Here is a 14360-nt window from a genome sequence, read left to right as displayed (position 1 = left end):
GTGGGATGTTCTTTAGCAATTTCAATATAAGCTTCGTGTAGTTATGAAAATAATTACGACAATGGCTGTTTCATTAGATAAGTGTTATTGAAATTGATAAAGAGAATTCTAAAATTGGTTAGATAAAATAAATGAAAGAATAACAGAATAGTCATTGTTTATTCAATAGTTATATATATAGTTTGCGGCAAAAATAAAGGCGAAGTGCTGAGGAGCACTTCGTCGAGTGGATGGTTATTAAATAGTTGTTTATTAAAAGCGTTATCCAATTTGAGGATGATGTAAAATTAATTTTTATGATATTCATCTATCCTTATATCAATACGATTGATAATCGTTAGATACAGTGATTTCAATTGCTATTTCTCTAATTCTTCAATATCTTTGAACATTGTCTGTAACACATTAGCAGTCATATCAGTATTATAATGTGGGAATTCAGCTTGTTTATCTTGTTCTAGTAGATAGCACTATTTATATTAGTATTTAAAATTTAAATATTTTGATTATATAAAAAACGTTGATACAATTCATATAATAGTAAGTCTATATTTTTTATTTTGGAGGAACATATTTGGGGACCCTATTTAGTCTGATTACTTTTATATTATTATTAGTCCTAACGGCATTTTTCGTAGCGACAGAGTTTGCTATCGTGAAAGTCAGAGAAACAAGAATTGCACAATTGTTTAATGCAGGAGAGAAGAAAGCAATCGCTGCTAAAAAAGTTGTCGATCATCTTGACGAATACTTAGCTGCCTGTCAATTAGGTATTACCATTACCGCTTTAGGTATTGGTATGGTAGGGGAATCCACATTTGAATTTATTCTAAACCCACTATTCAGTAGTATAGGTATTCCTGAAGCATGGATACATCCATTTACTATTGGTGGTGCGTTTGTTATCGCGACATTTTTACATGTAGTTGTAGGTGAGATGGCGCCTAAGACCATTGCGATTCAAAAAGCTGAGTATATTACATTACTCTTTGCGAAGCCAATCATCTTTTTCTATAAAATAATGTATCCATTTATTTGGCTATTAAATGGTGCAGCACGATTAATCTTGAAAATGTTCAACATGAAACCAGCTAAAGAGAGTGAGGTATTCCACTCTGAAGAAGAATTGAAACAATTAATTCAAGATAGCCATGAAGGTGGCGAAATTAATGACAGTGAGTTACACCATATTAACCAAGCATTTAAATTCGATAATTTAGTCGCAAAAGATATTATGATCGATCAAGAACATGTCAAAACACTCAATTTAAATACGCGTTTTGATGATGCGATTCAACAAATTAAAGTAGATGCATTTACAAGATATCCAGCTATTAAAGATGATCAAATTGTTGGTTTTATCCATTCCAAATCATTATTTAATGTGGATCAGCCATCTAAGTTAGTGACATTTGTTAATCCAATTATCAACGTTAAACTGAATACGCCATTGAAGCACATTTTGGAAATAATGAAAAAGAAAAAAGTTCATATTGCTGCAGTTTATGATAATGCTGATTTCAAAGGTATCATTACTTTAGAAAATATTCTTGAAGAAATCGTTGGCGATATTGAAGATGAATATAATTAATACAACTGTTTATACTGCCCCTATCATTGAGATTTGAAAGTTTGAATGATAGGGCATTTTTTATTTACCGACTTTAAACTTTGACATCCGACTCAATTTGTAACTATAACGATTACATGAAATGAGAAGATTGAAAATTAGTAATCGTTTTACTGTAGTTGGCGAACAAGTATCATTGATTAAACGAATCATTTAAGACTAGACGATTCATTGTTATGGACATATTCATGATGACTATCGTATTGAATATTTACGTAAACATATTCAAGCTGCTATCGAAGCAGTAGCTAAAGACGTTGATAAAGGAAAAACGATTCGTTTTTTACAAAATTTATTAAATATAAGTAGTGAACAAACGATTGTATTAAGTGATGGTTTAAATGATGTTCCTTTATTTGAGCATGCACGATACAAAGTTGCTATGGACAACGCTTATCCAGAACTTAAAAGTAAAGCAAATTTAATTTCAATTAATAATGATAGAGATGGCGTAATAGAAACATTGAATATATTACTTATAAATGACGATAATCATAGTGAATGCAACAATATGTTAATTAACTTTTATACGATAAACCGCATCATAAAGGAATTTTGAACGTATCAGAACATATGAGGTTTATAAGAATTGCTGTTATGTTTTTTGAACACATCAATAAACAAAAAAGGTATGCACTATGTAAAATATTTATTAAATGATATAAAGCGAGGATACATAAATGATTTTTAAATAGATATGTATCCAATAATATAAAAAGGGACTATAAGCTATATCTAACTACTTATAGTCCTTCTTCATTAGTATAAATATTAAGAAAGGTGTATATCTTTGTAACCTTCATTTACATTAATAATGTTGTGATAACCTTTATGTTCTAAAATACCAATAGCTATCGAACTTCTAATGCCAGACTGACAGTGTACATAAATAACATCGTTTTTATTGAAAGGTAAATCTGTTTCTAAAAGTTTGCTGTGTGGTACATGAACCGCTTGAGATAAGTGGCCATTATTCCATTCATTATCATTACGTACATCTAATATATGTGATTCGTTACCTGTAATGTCTTCACTATGAATGGAACGTGTTTGAATCTTAGATTGAGGTAATTGATATCCAGCAACATCATCGTATCCAATGAGTTGTAAGGTATGTGTTGCTTTTGAAATAAGGTGATAGTCTCCAATCAAGTTAATTTCTTGATCATAGTTTAGATACCAGCCAATTTGATTGATGAAATTTTTATCATATGGAATATTGATTGTACCTTCAATATGTCCACCATGATAAGCCTCCTTACTGCGGAGATCAAAAGTTAATCTGTTTGTACTTGTAGTTGGATAAACCTTATAAGGTTGATATAAATTCATACCGAATTGATTAATTTTTTTCATTTGTGCAAAATGATGTGGTGGTGCAGGTTGGTCAGAAATGAGTTTATCGATAAAGGTAGCTTCGTTATTTTCAAAAAAAGCCCAGTTCGTTTGTTTTTCATAGCCAAGCGTAGATGTTGGAATAGCACCTAAAGATTTACCACAAGGACTACCAGCGCCATGGCCAGGCCAAATTTGAATGTAGTCTGGCAAGTCTTTAATACTTTTAATCGATTTAAACATTTGTTTAGCGCCTATTTCAGATGATCCTTCTACTTTAACCGCTTTTTCTAGTAAATCAGGTCTACCGATATCTCCTACAAAAATAAAATCACCACTGAATAGTCCCATTGGAACTTGTGCTCCAGCACCTTCGTCAGTAAGTAAAAAACTTATACTTTCTGGCGTGTGACCAGGTGTATGAAGCACTTTTAATTTTATATTTCCTACATAAATATCGTCATTATGTTGAACAAAATGAGTGTGGTTAGGCATATTTTTATAACCTAATGTGTCATCACTTTCACCTGATACATAGATATTAGCATTTAACTTTATAGCAACATCTCTAATTCCTGAAGCAAAATCTGCATGTATATGTGTTTCAGCTGCATGAGTAATGGTTAAACCTTCTTCATCAGCAACTCGAATATATGAAGATAAGTCACGAATAGGATCAATAATCATGGCTTTTCCAGTTTTTTGACAACCGATGAAATAAGATGCTTGGGATAAATGTTTATCATAAAATTGTTTAAAAAACATAATATCATTCCTTTCTAATTATATAAATAAATTGTGATTAGCTTGTTCTGTATATCCAATATATGCACCTACGCCACCGTATTCTACATCATCGCGTAGTTCTTCTTTTGTAATGCCCATCACATCCATACTCATTGTACAAGCGATAAGTTTAACACCTTGCTCAACTGCTTGATCAATAAGAGAAGGTAAAGTATCGACATTTTTCTTTTTCATGACATAACGCATCATTAGATTGCCTAAACCAAACATATTCATTTTAGAAATAGGCATGTTAATTGGTGAATTTGAAAGCATGAAGTCAAAAAGTTTTGCAATACCTTTTTTCTTAATACGTTGACTTTGAATTTTTTTAAGTGCATTTAAGCCCCAAAATGTGCAAAAAATGGTTACATCTTTCCCTGCGGCTTTAGCACCATTAGCAATAATCATTGCTGCAACTGCTTTATCTAGCTCGCCGCTAAATAAAACAATCGTTGTTCCACTTTTCGTGTGTGTCACTTCTATATTTTTATTTTCTTCTTTTTGAATAATAGCGCGAATTTCATTACCAGAATCATTGAGTCTAACAAGTGTATGTCCAGTTTGTTTGACCCAACTTTTAATATCATTTAAAAATCCGTGATCAGTCACAACAACTTCTATTTGATCACCAATAGCGATGTTTTTGATTTCTTTACTAATATTAACAATAGGTCCTGGACATTGTAGATTACTATAATTGAACATCTTACGATTATCTTTAATTTCTCTATCTTCTTTTACTTTAGATAAATTATCATTATGATGTTGTTGTTCGTATGCGGTATAACCTCCGTCTAAATTCACCACATCGTATCCACGTTGTGCAAGAAATTGACTGGCTTTTCTACTTCTATTACCACTTTTACAATAGATATAGTAAGTTTTATTTTTGCTTTGTTTAAAAGTCTCTATATTTTCAACTGAATGTAATAAAGCATTTTTAATGTGTCCTAATTCAAATTCTTCAGGCTGTCGAACGTCAATTAATTGACCCTTAGAACCCAATTCTTGTAATTCTTTTTTAGTGAAATCATTAATGTGTTTCGTTTTATATTGTGACATAATTACCTCCTTTTAAATACCTATAGGGGTATATTATAACAAATTAGATAGTTTGTCAAATACCTATGGGGGTATTTGACAAACTAAAATTTAATCAATATGATGTAATTATTAAAAATGAATGTGGAGTGAAATATATTGGAATATAATAAAAAGATGATTAATCGTATTCATCGCATACAAGGACAGCTTAATGGAGTCATTAAAATGATGGAGGAAGAAAAAAATTGTAAAGACGTCATTAGTCAATTAAGTGCCTCTAAAAGTTCTATTCAACGGTTAATGGGTGTTATCATTAGTGAAAACTTAGTAGAATGCGTCAAAATGTCTGAAGAAAATAGTGAAGATTCTCAGGCACTAATTAATGAAGCAGTTGAATTATTGATAAAAAGTAAATGATAAGTATAACAACAATTATAGTAATGTTAGTTATTGGTATCTTAGGAGGATTTATTTCTGGATTAGTCGGTATAGGGGGAGCCATTGTTATTTACCCAGCTCTCTTATTATTACCACCATTATTTGGTTTACCTACTTATAGTGCTTATATTGCTTCAGGATTAACTTCAAGTCAGGTTTTTTTTAGTACATTGAGTGGATCTTTAAACGCATATAAAAATAAAAATTTTTCTAGAACGCTTATACTTAATATGGGAAGTGGAATGGTAATAGGTAGTATGCTAGGTGCAATCTTAGCGAATTTAATAAATGTTCAGTTTGTTAATACGGTTTATATTATTATTGCATTACTAGCTCTTATTCTAATGTTTATAAAAGTTACACCATCTACTAGTCATATTAAGTTTAATCGTCTACTTTTAATTACAATAGGTGGTATCATCGGTTTGGTATCTGGTATTGTAGGAGCTGGTGGCGCATTTATTATTATTCCAGTACTACTTGTTATATTTAAATTACCAATGAACATGGTGGTTACAAATAGTATTGTAATTGCATTCATTTCTTCTATTGGAGCATTTATGATTAAATTATTACAGGGGTATATTCCTATCAATAGTGCAATACCGTTAATTTTAGGTAGTATACTATTTACGCCTCTAGGTATGAAAATGGGTCAGAAAATACCTGACTATATTCAAAAAACGATAATATGTATTTTAATCGTCGTTGCAATTATTAAGTTGATATTTTGAAGTTATTTTATAATAAAAAGTCTATTAAAAAGCGTCTCAATGATATTGAGACGCTTAAAATTTATCTAGCCTTAAATGAGTCAATGGCTGCTTTGATTTCATCTCTAACACGTTGGAATTCTGACCAAGGTTTGCCAGCAGGATCGTCAAATCCCCAATGTTCCTTCTTTACATTAGGCGACAATACAGGACAGTTTTGATCAGCATCGCTACATAGAGTTACTACTAAATCAGATTGGTTTAGTATATTTTTGTCAATTAAATTAGAAGCATGATTTGATATATCAATTCCAACTTCTTTCATAGCTTCTATTGCTTTTGGATTTACACCGTGAGCCTCAATACCGCCAGAATATACTTGCCATTCATCTCCTAAGATTTTTTTACCCCAGCCTTCAGCCATTTGGCTACGGCATGAATTACCTGTACATATAAAATAAATTGTTTTTTTATCCATAAATAGTTTCCTCTTTTTTTAGAAAATAATAAGTGTTAGATATAACCCTAACAGTGTGATAAATAATACCGGAATCGTTATAATAATACCGATTTTAAAGTATTGTCCCCAAGAAATTTTAACACCTTTTTGAGTAAGCACATGTAACCAGAGAAGTGTTGCTAACGAACCAATTGGTGTTATTTTAGGTCCTAAATCAGATCCGATAACATTCGCATAAATCATGCCTTCCTTGAGTATGCTTGTTGTTTGAGATTGACCAATCGCTATTGCATCTATTAAAACAGTTGGCATGTTGTTCATAATGGATGAAAGGAATGCAGCTATAAAGCCCATGCCCATGATACTACTAAATAAGCCGTAATTTGAAATATTTGTTAGTACATCACCAAGAAGCGTTGTGATGCCCACATTTTTTAGACCAAATACCACAAGATACATACCAATAGAGAATAAAACAATATTCCATGGCGCACCTTTAATTACTTGTTTCGTATGCACAGCCTTAGACTTACGTGCTAATAATACAAATATTAAAGCAATGATACCAGCAATAATTGATACTGGAATATTTATAAACTCACTTATTAAATAACCAACTAGCAATACAGTGAGTACAATCCACGAGATATTAAAAAGCTTTTTGTCCTTAATCGCTTCTTTTGGTTCTCTAATATTTACTGCATCAAATTTTCTTGGGATAGACTTTCTAAAATAAAGCCATAAGACAAGAATACTTGCGATTAAAGAGAATATATTAGGTATAATCATTTTACTGAAGTACTCAACAAATCCAATATCAAAGTAATCAGCAGAAACAATATTAACTAAATTACTAACAATTAATGGAAGAGACGTAGTATCTGCAATAAAACCACTAGCAATAATAAATGGGAATATCGCTTTTTTATCAAATCCTAAACTACGTACCATTGCTAAAACAATAGGCGTCAGTATTAAAGCCGCACCATCATTTGCGAAGAAGGCTGCTACAACTGAACCTAAGAGCATGATAAAGATAAACATTTTCAAGCCATTACCCTTTGATGCTCTTACCATATGTATGGCAGACCATTCAAAGAATCCAATTTCATCTAATATGAGTGAAATAAGAATAACTGCAACAAAAGTTAAAGTCGCATTCCAAACAATTCCAGTAACTTCTAGTACGTCTGAAAAGCTTACAACGCCAGTGATTATAGCAACTACAGCACCAATTAATGCAGTAATACCAATATCTAGACCTTTAGGTTGCCATATAACAAAAATTAACGTTAATACAAATATTGTGATTGCTAATATCGTCATCATTAACACTCACCTTTCTCTACTGTTTCACATATACATGGGACAGTACTGGAACTCAATAGAGTGAGTCGTGATGTAACGTTATCCAATACGTCATGATTCAATTTGTATAAAATTTTATTACCATCTTTTCTGGATGTAATTAAATTATTGTCTTTTAATACTTTCATATGATGACTTAATGTGGGTTGAGAAAAAGAAAAATGCTCTAATAAATCACAAGCGCATAATTCACCGCAAGATAACAAGTCTAATATTTCAAGACGGCTACTATCAGCAATCACTTTTAAGTATTGTGAAATTTCTTTATAATTCAATTTTTCTTCTTCCTTTCTACTTGAAACCTTTTATAACGTTGATAATTTTTATTACCACCTGACAAATTAAACACTTGTTTAAAACCTAAATTAATAAGTACGTTTTGTGCAGCATTCCCAGTAGTACCTTTATTACAGTAAGTCACTATCTTTTGATTTTTATCTACTGTTTTTGCATAACTTCTCAATATTTTCAATGGGACGTTAATCGCTCCATCAACATGATTAACTTCAAATTGCTTTGGAGAACGTACATCTAAAATCAATAAGTTATTATTTTGTTTCATGACTTCTTCAGGCGTTATAATTTTGCGTCCTCGAGTAATATTGTGTCCAATCATCCCTGTATAAATAACAGGATCTTTAGTTGTAGAAAAAGGAGGCGCATATGCTAAATCTAAATGAAATAAATCTTCTGCATGGGCACCAAACGTTATAGCAGTAGCTAGTACATCTATTCTTTTATCTACACCTTCATACCCAATAATTTGGGCACCCAGTAATTTAGAATTGTTTTTATCAAATATAGCTTTAATTACCATTTCTTGACCTTGCATATATTCTGGACGATTCGGTTTCACATTGTGTAATACGTCAATATCAATATCTAAATCAATAGCTTCTTTTTCAGTTAAGCCTGTTTGGGCAATTGTCATATCAAATATACGAACAATGCCTGTTCCTAAAATGCCTTTATGTTCTAGATCTCCACCAGTTAATCGATCTCCTAAAATACGTCCCATTTTATTTGCTGTAGAACCTAACGGTCTATATATAGGGTCACCAGTAATTAAATTATAACTTTCTGCTACATCACCAATTGCATATATGTGAGGAATATTTGTTTCAAAATACTTATTGGTTTGTATTGCTCCAGATTTTCCAATATTAATACCAATTTCTTTAGCTAATTTAGTATTTGGTATGACACCAATTCCAATAATGATTAAATCTGTATCAATTAATTCGCCAGTTTTTAAGCTCACTCTATTTATTGTATGATTTTCATCATAATCAATAATATCTATTTCATTATTGGTATATACGTTAGCTTTATCTTCAATATATTCTTGAATCATAAAACTGATATCGTAGTCTAAATGAGGCATAAAAGTACTACGTTGAATAATTGAAGTATTGTAATTAGATAATTGTTCTAACATTTCTAGACCAATAAATCCACCACCAATGATTGTTATATTCTGAACATCATTGTCCTCAATATAATTATAAATTGCTTTCGCATCATTAATATTCTTAACTTTAAATACATTGTTATATTCTTCGCTATTTAATTGAGGAAGTTCCTTAGGCGATGAGCCTGTTGCTAATACTAATTCGTCATATTCTTGAATCATCTTTTCATCATTTACTAAATTGGTAACAGTTATTGTTTGATCAGTATCATTTATCTGATTCACTTCATATTTTGTATAAATATCTATATTAAAGCGCTCTTTAAACCATTTAGCATTTCTTGGCGTGAGTTCATCAATATCAGATACATTACCGCCTATATAGTAGGGGATACCACATACTGAATACGAAATATCACTATCTTTATCAAAAACGATAATTTCCACATCTTCACTATTTCTTCTTGCTTTAGCCGCGACACTTGTACCGGCAGCAACTGAACCGATGATTACAATTTTTTTAATTATGATAACCCCCCATAAGGTATGACAAAATAATTGTCAAAACTTTCATTTTTAATCTTGTTTATCCAAAATGATTCATCTTCTTTTTTGTTACTAAAAAGGTCATCACGTTGATTTAGCGTAACTAACGATTGATTAACAACCCACCAATTATGGCCTATATTAGCTCTATTTAAATCTTCTACTAAACGTTTAGATTCTAAATAAGGTGTTTTTTCTGCTAGTGTTACGATTATCATCTGTGTTAAATTTTTATTTTGAATTTTAGGTAATAATGTTTCAACATTACTGGTAGTTTGAGTTGATTTTTTCTTTAATTCTCTATGATGATTTTCACTAGAATCAAGTAACAGCAAGGTATGGCCTGTAGGAGCTGTGTCTACAATGACGTAATCCATGTCGTCTTGATTCTCCATAATGTCACTAAAGGCTTTGAAAAATGCTATTTCTTCTGTACAAGGTGATTTTAAATCTTCCATAATATAATCAATATCGTCTTGTGGTGTATCATCATTCACTGTGGCTAGTACTTCTTTTTTATACTTTTCTAATGCTTGTTCTTCATCAATATAAGCAGTATTTAAATTACTTGTAGTTTCAACATTAATTTCTTTAGTAGGGTCAGTAGTTGCTAAAAGAACACGATATCCTTTATTAGATAATGCTGTAGCTAATTGCGTTGCTACTGTCGTTTTACCAACGCCACCTTTTCCCATTGTAAATAAATATTGAACTTTACTATTTTCAATTTCATCGATTAATTTATTGAATTGCGGATGATCTTCAACAATAAAGTCATCATTTTCAATTAAGTTATCATCATTTAATAGATTAGTTAAATTTTCTATACCTTCTTCTTTCTGCTTGTTATATGGAACGTAATAAGCATGATTGTTATTTAACCATTCAGTAAAATGATTAATGTTTTTATCTTGTTCCGATTTCATCTGACTCGAAATTAAACCGTGACTTTCTTCTATATAGTTGTTAATGATTACTTTGAATTTAGAAATTGACAGTTGTTGTAATTCTTGTTGCGCTCTTTGAATTTCATATATAGAAGAGTGAGTAGGTCTCGCAACTAACATCATGGTCGTATCATCTTGGTTACGTAGTTTTTCAAGTGCTGAATTATATTTAACTCTATTTTCATTTAAACCTGATAATTGACCTAAGCAAGAAGCGTCATTACTCGTTGTATTTAAATAATCTGTCCATGCAGAAGGTAATTCAAGCATTCTCAAAGTGTGACCTGTGGGAGCTGTATCAAATATAATGAAATCAAATTCTTGTTCTAAAGTTTTATCGGATAAAAAATTTGTAAATTCATTAAATGCTGCTACTTCAACTGTACATGAACCACTTAACTGTTCTTTCATTTCAGCAAGCACATCTTCTGGTAGAATACCCTCATAAGGTTCTATAGATTGTGCTTTATAATCGTCTGCAGCAACAATCGGGTCGAAATTGGCTATAGAGAGATTAGGTATAGGTTGATATTTAGTTAATTTATTAGATAATTCCATTTGAAATACATCTTGTAAATTACTAGCTGGATCAGTACTTACTAAAGCTACTTTCTTTCCATTCTCTGCTAAGTTTAAAGCAATAAAACTTGATATCGTTGTTTTGCCTACGCCACCTTTACCAGTAAAAAACAAATATTTTGTTAACTCAATGTTATCTAAATTCAATTTATTTAAGTATTTAACAGCATCCATTTCCACCACAGCATCCTCCATTTCTCATTTGATTAACTGTAATAATTTCATCGGCTTCTTCTTGGGTAATATAAGCGCCCGTTTTAGTTATATTGCCTTCTATAAAAGTGATGGGTAAAACTTCATCACCTTTTTCTTGAATTAAACGAATAACTTCTTGATTTTTAATGAATTCATTCGGATTGTTATTCATATTATAACGTTGAACTTCTATTTGATTTTGCTTTAAATATTCATTGATTTGGTTCGCTTTTATTAGTGTTTCATCCGGTTCTGGACCACATAGGCCAGTAGAACAGCACATAGCTTCTTCGTATATTTCAATATTTAACATTATACTCACCTCATTAATTAATTTACGATTATAGACTAACATCTATATAGATGGATGTCTATGTTTTGCTTGAGTTTTAAAAATTTTACTAAATTTAATTCTTAATAATACATTTTATAAAAAAATTATTTTAATATTTCTGTGAGCAATACCTAAGTTTATGTAAAATTATAGGTTTTCTTCTTGCGATAATATAGATATTGATTTATATTTAATATATCAAAAAAAATTGATGTATTAAATGATATAAAACTACGTTGACAATAAGGAGGCGTGCTTGATTGCGAGTAAACCATGCAAGTACTTTAACTGTTGGTTATTTTGTAAGTTATTTAAATCTTGTTATGCTATCAAGAGAAATCAATTTAAAAGAAGCTACAATGTATATGGAGAAGGAGTTCTTTAAAGGGAACATTAATCAGTATGGCGAATCAACAAAAAATAACTATAAACAAGCAATTCAAGAATTGAAATAAAGATAATATAAACTCAATGAAATATTATAAAAAGGATGGTCTTTTATGGAAGTTATTAAAGCAAAGACTGATATGAGTGAAGATCAACAATTTGACTTTTATGAAAATATGTTTAATGCGCTAGCTGATAAAATCAGATTAAAAATACTAAATCAAATTAGCCAAAGCTTCAATAAATCATTATGTGTATGTGATTTAGAAGAGTTATTAGATATAAAACAATCTAAACTTTCTTATCATTTAAAAAAATTAGTAGATGCAAATATTCTTATTGCTGAAAAGCATGGCACATGGAATTATTATAAAATTAATGAGCAGCAAATACAGGTTGTTTTAAATGAAGATACTTGTTGTAAGATACTTTAAGTATCTTTTTTAATATAGTATTAATCAATTTTTTTTGATTAATACATCAAGAAATATTGATTAATTAAATTTGGAGGCATTATACTCATGTTAGATTCAATTATGGAATTTATAAAAACATTTGTGATGTTGTTTTTTGAATTATTAATACTATTCATCATCGTGAGCTTTATTGTAAGTTTAATTCAACAAGTAGTTTCGGAAGAAAAAATCAAAAGATTTTTGAGCAAGCCTAATCAAGCAATTAGTTATATATTGGGGATGGTGTTTGGTGCGATGACACCCTTTTGTTCTTGTTCTACAATTCCAATACTTGCAGGTCTATTAAATTCTAAAGTACCTTTTGGTCCAGCAATGAGTTTCTTAATATCTTCACCATTAATGAATCCATTAATGATATTTATGTTATGGGCCTTATTAGGTTGGAAAGTTGCTGTTATTTACTTTGTTGTACTAGCGATTTTTAGTATTTTAACGGGTCTAGTATTTTCAAAAATGAATTTAGTTAAAACTTACAAAGGTGTAAACGTTAAAGGAGATGGATTTTTTGCTAATAAACATGGATCTCGTTTTAAACAAGCATTAAATGATGCGTGGGCATTTTTATATCCAATGCTTCCTTACCTATTTATTGGTGTATTTATTGGAGCGTTCATATATGGATTTGTACCCGAAACATTTATTACTAAATATGCGAGTGAAGGTGGCATTATATCCGTATTTATTGCTTCTATTATAGGTATTCCTATGTATATTAGACCTGAAACAATGTTACCTATAGCTGAAGCATTAGCTTCAAAAGGAATGTCGCTTGGGACAGTTGTTGCTTTGATCATTGGTGGTGCTGGTGCAAGTATTCCAGAAGTTATATTATTATCGAAACTATTCAAGAAAAAATTTGTAATCTCATTCGTTATCGCCATTTTAGTTGTAGCTATTTCTACAGGTTTGATGGTGAACATCGTTATTTAAAGGAGGTGAGATAATGGGAGTCAAAGACGTATTAAAAAAATTAAAACCTCAGGAACAATCTTGTTGTTCAGTAGAAATTGAAGAAAAAAAAAGAGAAAAATGAAAAAAAGCAACAGGATAATAATTGTTGTTGTAACAATTAATTTAGAAGTCTGTAAAATATATGCTTCTAATAAATGAACGACAAATTCCAATGTAATAGTATGGAATTTGTCGTTCTTTCGTTGTAAAAAGAAAACCATACGCTATGCGTATGGTTCAGAAAAGGTTCTACCGTTGTCACAAAAAAAGCAACTCTACGTGCTAGAATAAATATTGGTCAGCCAACCAAAATAATCAACACGAGGAGATGCTTTTTAATGTCATCCGACACAAACAGTTTAGCACATACAAAATGGAATTGTAAGTATCACATAGTCTTCGCTCCAAAATATAGAAGACAAGTAATATATGGGAAGATAAAGAAAGATATTCGAATTATTCTACGCCAATTATGTGAAAGAAAAGGTGTAGAAATTATTGAAGCAGAAGCATGTAAAGATCATATTCATATGTTAGTTAGTATTCCACCCAAAATAGGAGTGTCTTCATTTGTTGGATATCTAAAAGGTAAAAGTAGTTTAATGATTTTTGATAGACACGCTAATTTAAAATATAGATATGGAAATAGAAAGTTTTGGTGTAAAGGTTTTTATGTAGATACAGTAGGTAGAAATAAAAAAGTCATTGAAAATTACATTCGTAATCAATGGTATCCCTCAAGACGATGTATTTAGAT

Annotated in this window: 16 protein-coding genes and 2 pseudogenes; 9 read left to right on the top strand and 9 right to left on the bottom strand. The window is 30.6% G+C overall.

Going from position 1 to position 14360, the window contains the following annotated elements; all coding sequences use genetic code 11:
- Positions 1-158 precede the first annotated feature (158 nt).
- Positions 159-401: pseudogene (locus HMPREF3125_RS12930) on the bottom strand (recombinase family protein); the annotation flags it as partial.
- Between the two features lie 173 nt (positions 402-574).
- Between HMPREF3125_RS12930 and HMPREF3125_RS01395 the strand changes: the two are divergent.
- Both HMPREF3125_RS01395 and HMPREF3125_RS12605 read left to right on the top strand, forming a co-directional pair.
- Complete coding sequence (locus tag HMPREF3125_RS01395; RefSeq protein WP_050969634.1) at positions 575-1591, top strand: hemolysin family protein; 1017 nt, start codon at positions 575-577, stop codon at positions 1589-1591.
- 217 nt (positions 1592-1808) lie between these two features.
- Positions 1809-2189 (top strand): annotated as a pseudogene (locus tag HMPREF3125_RS12605) (HAD hydrolase family protein); the annotation flags it as partial.
- A gap of 212 nt (positions 2190-2401) precedes the next feature.
- On the opposite strand, the gene cstB reads toward HMPREF3125_RS12605, so the two are convergent.
- Together cstB and HMPREF3125_RS01385 are read right to left on the bottom strand one after the other, a co-directional pair.
- The gene (gene cstB / locus HMPREF3125_RS01390) at positions 2402-3730 is read right to left on the bottom strand and encodes a persulfide dioxygenase-sulfurtransferase CstB (RefSeq protein WP_070451448.1); all 1329 of its coding nucleotides are present in this window, start codon (positions 3728-3730) and stop codon (positions 2402-2404) included.
- An 18-nt stretch (positions 3731-3748) separates the two neighbouring features.
- Complete coding sequence (locus HMPREF3125_RS01385; RefSeq protein WP_070451446.1) at positions 3749-4816, bottom strand: DsrE/DsrF/DrsH-like family protein; 1068 nt, start codon at positions 4814-4816, stop codon at positions 3749-3751.
- 138 nt (positions 4817-4954) lie between these two features.
- Between HMPREF3125_RS01385 and cstR the strand changes: the two genes are divergently transcribed.
- Positions 4955-5215: a persulfide-sensing transcriptional repressor CstR gene (gene cstR / locus HMPREF3125_RS01380; RefSeq protein ID WP_070451444.1), complete on the top strand. Its 261-nt coding sequence runs from the start codon at positions 4955-4957 to the stop codon at positions 5213-5215.
- A complete protein-coding gene (locus tag HMPREF3125_RS01375; protein ID WP_002473148.1) occupies positions 5212-5970 on the top strand; it encodes a sulfite exporter TauE/SafE family protein in 759 nt (252 codons plus the stop codon). Before cstR ends, HMPREF3125_RS01375 begins: the two co-directional genes overlap by 4 nt.
- A 61-nt stretch (positions 5971-6031) precedes the next feature.
- On the opposite strand, the gene arsC is transcribed toward HMPREF3125_RS01375, so the two are convergent.
- Genes arsC through arsD form a run of 6 tightly spaced genes read right to left on the bottom strand, consistent with a single transcriptional unit; the run spans position 6032 to position 11768 of the window.
- Positions 6032-6427, bottom strand: coding sequence for an arsenate reductase (thioredoxin) (arsC, locus tag HMPREF3125_RS01370; protein WP_050969632.1), 396 nt, complete (start codon positions 6425-6427; stop codon positions 6032-6034).
- 18 nt (positions 6428-6445) lie between these two features.
- A complete protein-coding gene (arsB, locus tag HMPREF3125_RS01365; RefSeq protein ID WP_011274440.1) occupies positions 6446-7738 on the bottom strand; it encodes an arsenite efflux transporter membrane subunit ArsB in 1293 nt (430 codons plus the stop codon).
- Positions 7738-8052 (bottom strand): ArsR/SmtB family transcription factor, encoded by a 315-nt coding sequence (locus HMPREF3125_RS01360; RefSeq protein ID WP_002441914.1) that lies wholly within the window; start codon positions 8050-8052, stop codon positions 7738-7740. Before HMPREF3125_RS01360 ends, arsB begins: the two co-directional genes overlap by 1 nt.
- On the bottom strand, positions 8049-9713 hold the full coding sequence (locus HMPREF3125_RS01355; RefSeq protein ID WP_070451442.1) for an FAD-dependent oxidoreductase: 1665 nt from the start codon (positions 9711-9713) through the stop codon (positions 8049-8051). Before HMPREF3125_RS01355 ends, HMPREF3125_RS01360 begins: the two co-directional genes overlap by 4 nt.
- Positions 9713-11434 carry an arsenical pump-driving ATPase gene (gene arsA / locus HMPREF3125_RS01350; protein WP_176745267.1) on the bottom strand — a complete coding sequence of 574 codons (1722 nt, stop codon included), beginning with the start codon at positions 11432-11434 and terminating at the stop codon, positions 9713-9715. The genes HMPREF3125_RS01355 and arsA overlap by 1 nt, the downstream gene beginning before the upstream one ends.
- Positions 11421-11768 carry an arsenite efflux transporter metallochaperone ArsD gene (gene arsD / locus HMPREF3125_RS01345; RefSeq protein ID WP_070451438.1) on the bottom strand — a complete coding sequence of 116 codons (348 nt, stop codon included), beginning with the start codon at positions 11766-11768 and terminating at the stop codon, positions 11421-11423. The genes arsA and arsD overlap by 14 nt, the downstream gene beginning before the upstream one ends.
- Positions 11769-12049: 281 nt before the next feature.
- On the opposite strand from arsD, the gene HMPREF3125_RS01340 reads away from it, so the two are divergent.
- The 5 genes from HMPREF3125_RS01340 (at position 12050) to tnpA (ending at position 14358) form a co-directional block, all read left to right on the top strand.
- Complete coding sequence (locus HMPREF3125_RS01340; protein ID WP_029056259.1) at positions 12050-12244, top strand: hypothetical protein; 195 nt, start codon at positions 12050-12052, stop codon at positions 12242-12244.
- 45 nt (positions 12245-12289) lie between these two features.
- Positions 12290-12610 (top strand): ArsR/SmtB family transcription factor, encoded by a 321-nt coding sequence (locus HMPREF3125_RS01335; protein ID WP_070451436.1) that lies wholly within the window; start codon positions 12290-12292, stop codon positions 12608-12610.
- A gap of 87 nt (positions 12611-12697) precedes the next feature.
- A complete protein-coding gene (locus HMPREF3125_RS01330; protein WP_029056258.1) occupies positions 12698-13582 on the top strand; it encodes a permease in 885 nt (294 codons plus the stop codon).
- 13 nt (positions 13583-13595) lie between these two features.
- A complete protein-coding gene (locus HMPREF3125_RS12600; RefSeq protein WP_141738036.1) occupies positions 13596-13685 on the top strand; it encodes an alcohol dehydrogenase in 90 nt (29 codons plus the stop codon).
- Between the two features lie 256 nt (positions 13686-13941).
- Positions 13942-14358, top strand: a complete 417-nt coding sequence (gene tnpA / locus HMPREF3125_RS01325) for an IS200/IS605 family transposase (RefSeq protein ID WP_070451434.1) — start codon at positions 13942-13944, stop codon at positions 14356-14358.
- Positions 14359-14360: the final 2 nt, after the last annotated feature.

The organism is Staphylococcus sp. HMSC13A10 (genome assembly GCF_001808005.1).
In the GTDB taxonomy this organism is placed as follows: domain Bacteria; phylum Bacillota; class Bacilli; order Staphylococcales; family Staphylococcaceae; genus Staphylococcus; species Staphylococcus pasteuri.
Note: the sequence above shows the minus strand (reverse complement) of the source record. Positions and strands in the feature narration are given on the sequence as shown.

Bases quoted from the DNA above. Each gene is read 5' to 3' on its own strand.
- cstB (WP_070451448.1), bottom strand. From the start codon at position 3,730: ATGTTTTTTAAACAATTTTATGATAAACATTTATCCCAAGCATCTTAT.
- HMPREF3125_RS01385 (WP_070451446.1), bottom strand. From the start codon at position 4,816: ATGTCACAATATAAAACGAAACACATTAATGATTTCACTAAAAAAGAA.
- HMPREF3125_RS01375 (WP_002473148.1), top strand. From the start codon at position 5,212: ATGATAAGTATAACAACAATTATAGTAATGTTAGTTATTGGTATCTTA.
- arsC (WP_050969632.1), bottom strand. From the start codon at position 6,427: ATGGATAAAAAAACAATTTATTTTATATGTACAGGTAATTCATGCCGT.
- arsB (WP_011274440.1), bottom strand. From the start codon at position 7,738: ATGATGACGATATTAGCAATCACAATATTTGTATTAACGTTAATTTTT.
- arsA (WP_176745267.1), bottom strand. From the start codon at position 11,434: ATGGATGCTGTTAAATACTTAAATAAATTGAATTTAGATAACATTGAG.
- arsD (WP_070451438.1), bottom strand. From the start codon at position 11,768: ATGTTAAATATTGAAATATACGAAGAAGCTATGTGCTGTTCTACTGGC.
- HMPREF3125_RS01335 (WP_070451436.1), top strand. From the start codon at position 12,290: ATGGAAGTTATTAAAGCAAAGACTGATATGAGTGAAGATCAACAATTT.
- HMPREF3125_RS01330 (WP_029056258.1), top strand. From the start codon at position 12,698: ATGTTAGATTCAATTATGGAATTTATAAAAACATTTGTGATGTTGTTT.
- HMPREF3125_RS12600 (WP_141738036.1), top strand. From the start codon at position 13,596: ATGGGAGTCAAAGACGTATTAAAAAAATTAAAACCTCAGGAACAATCT.
- tnpA (WP_070451434.1), top strand. From the start codon at position 13,942: ATGTCATCCGACACAAACAGTTTAGCACATACAAAATGGAATTGTAAG.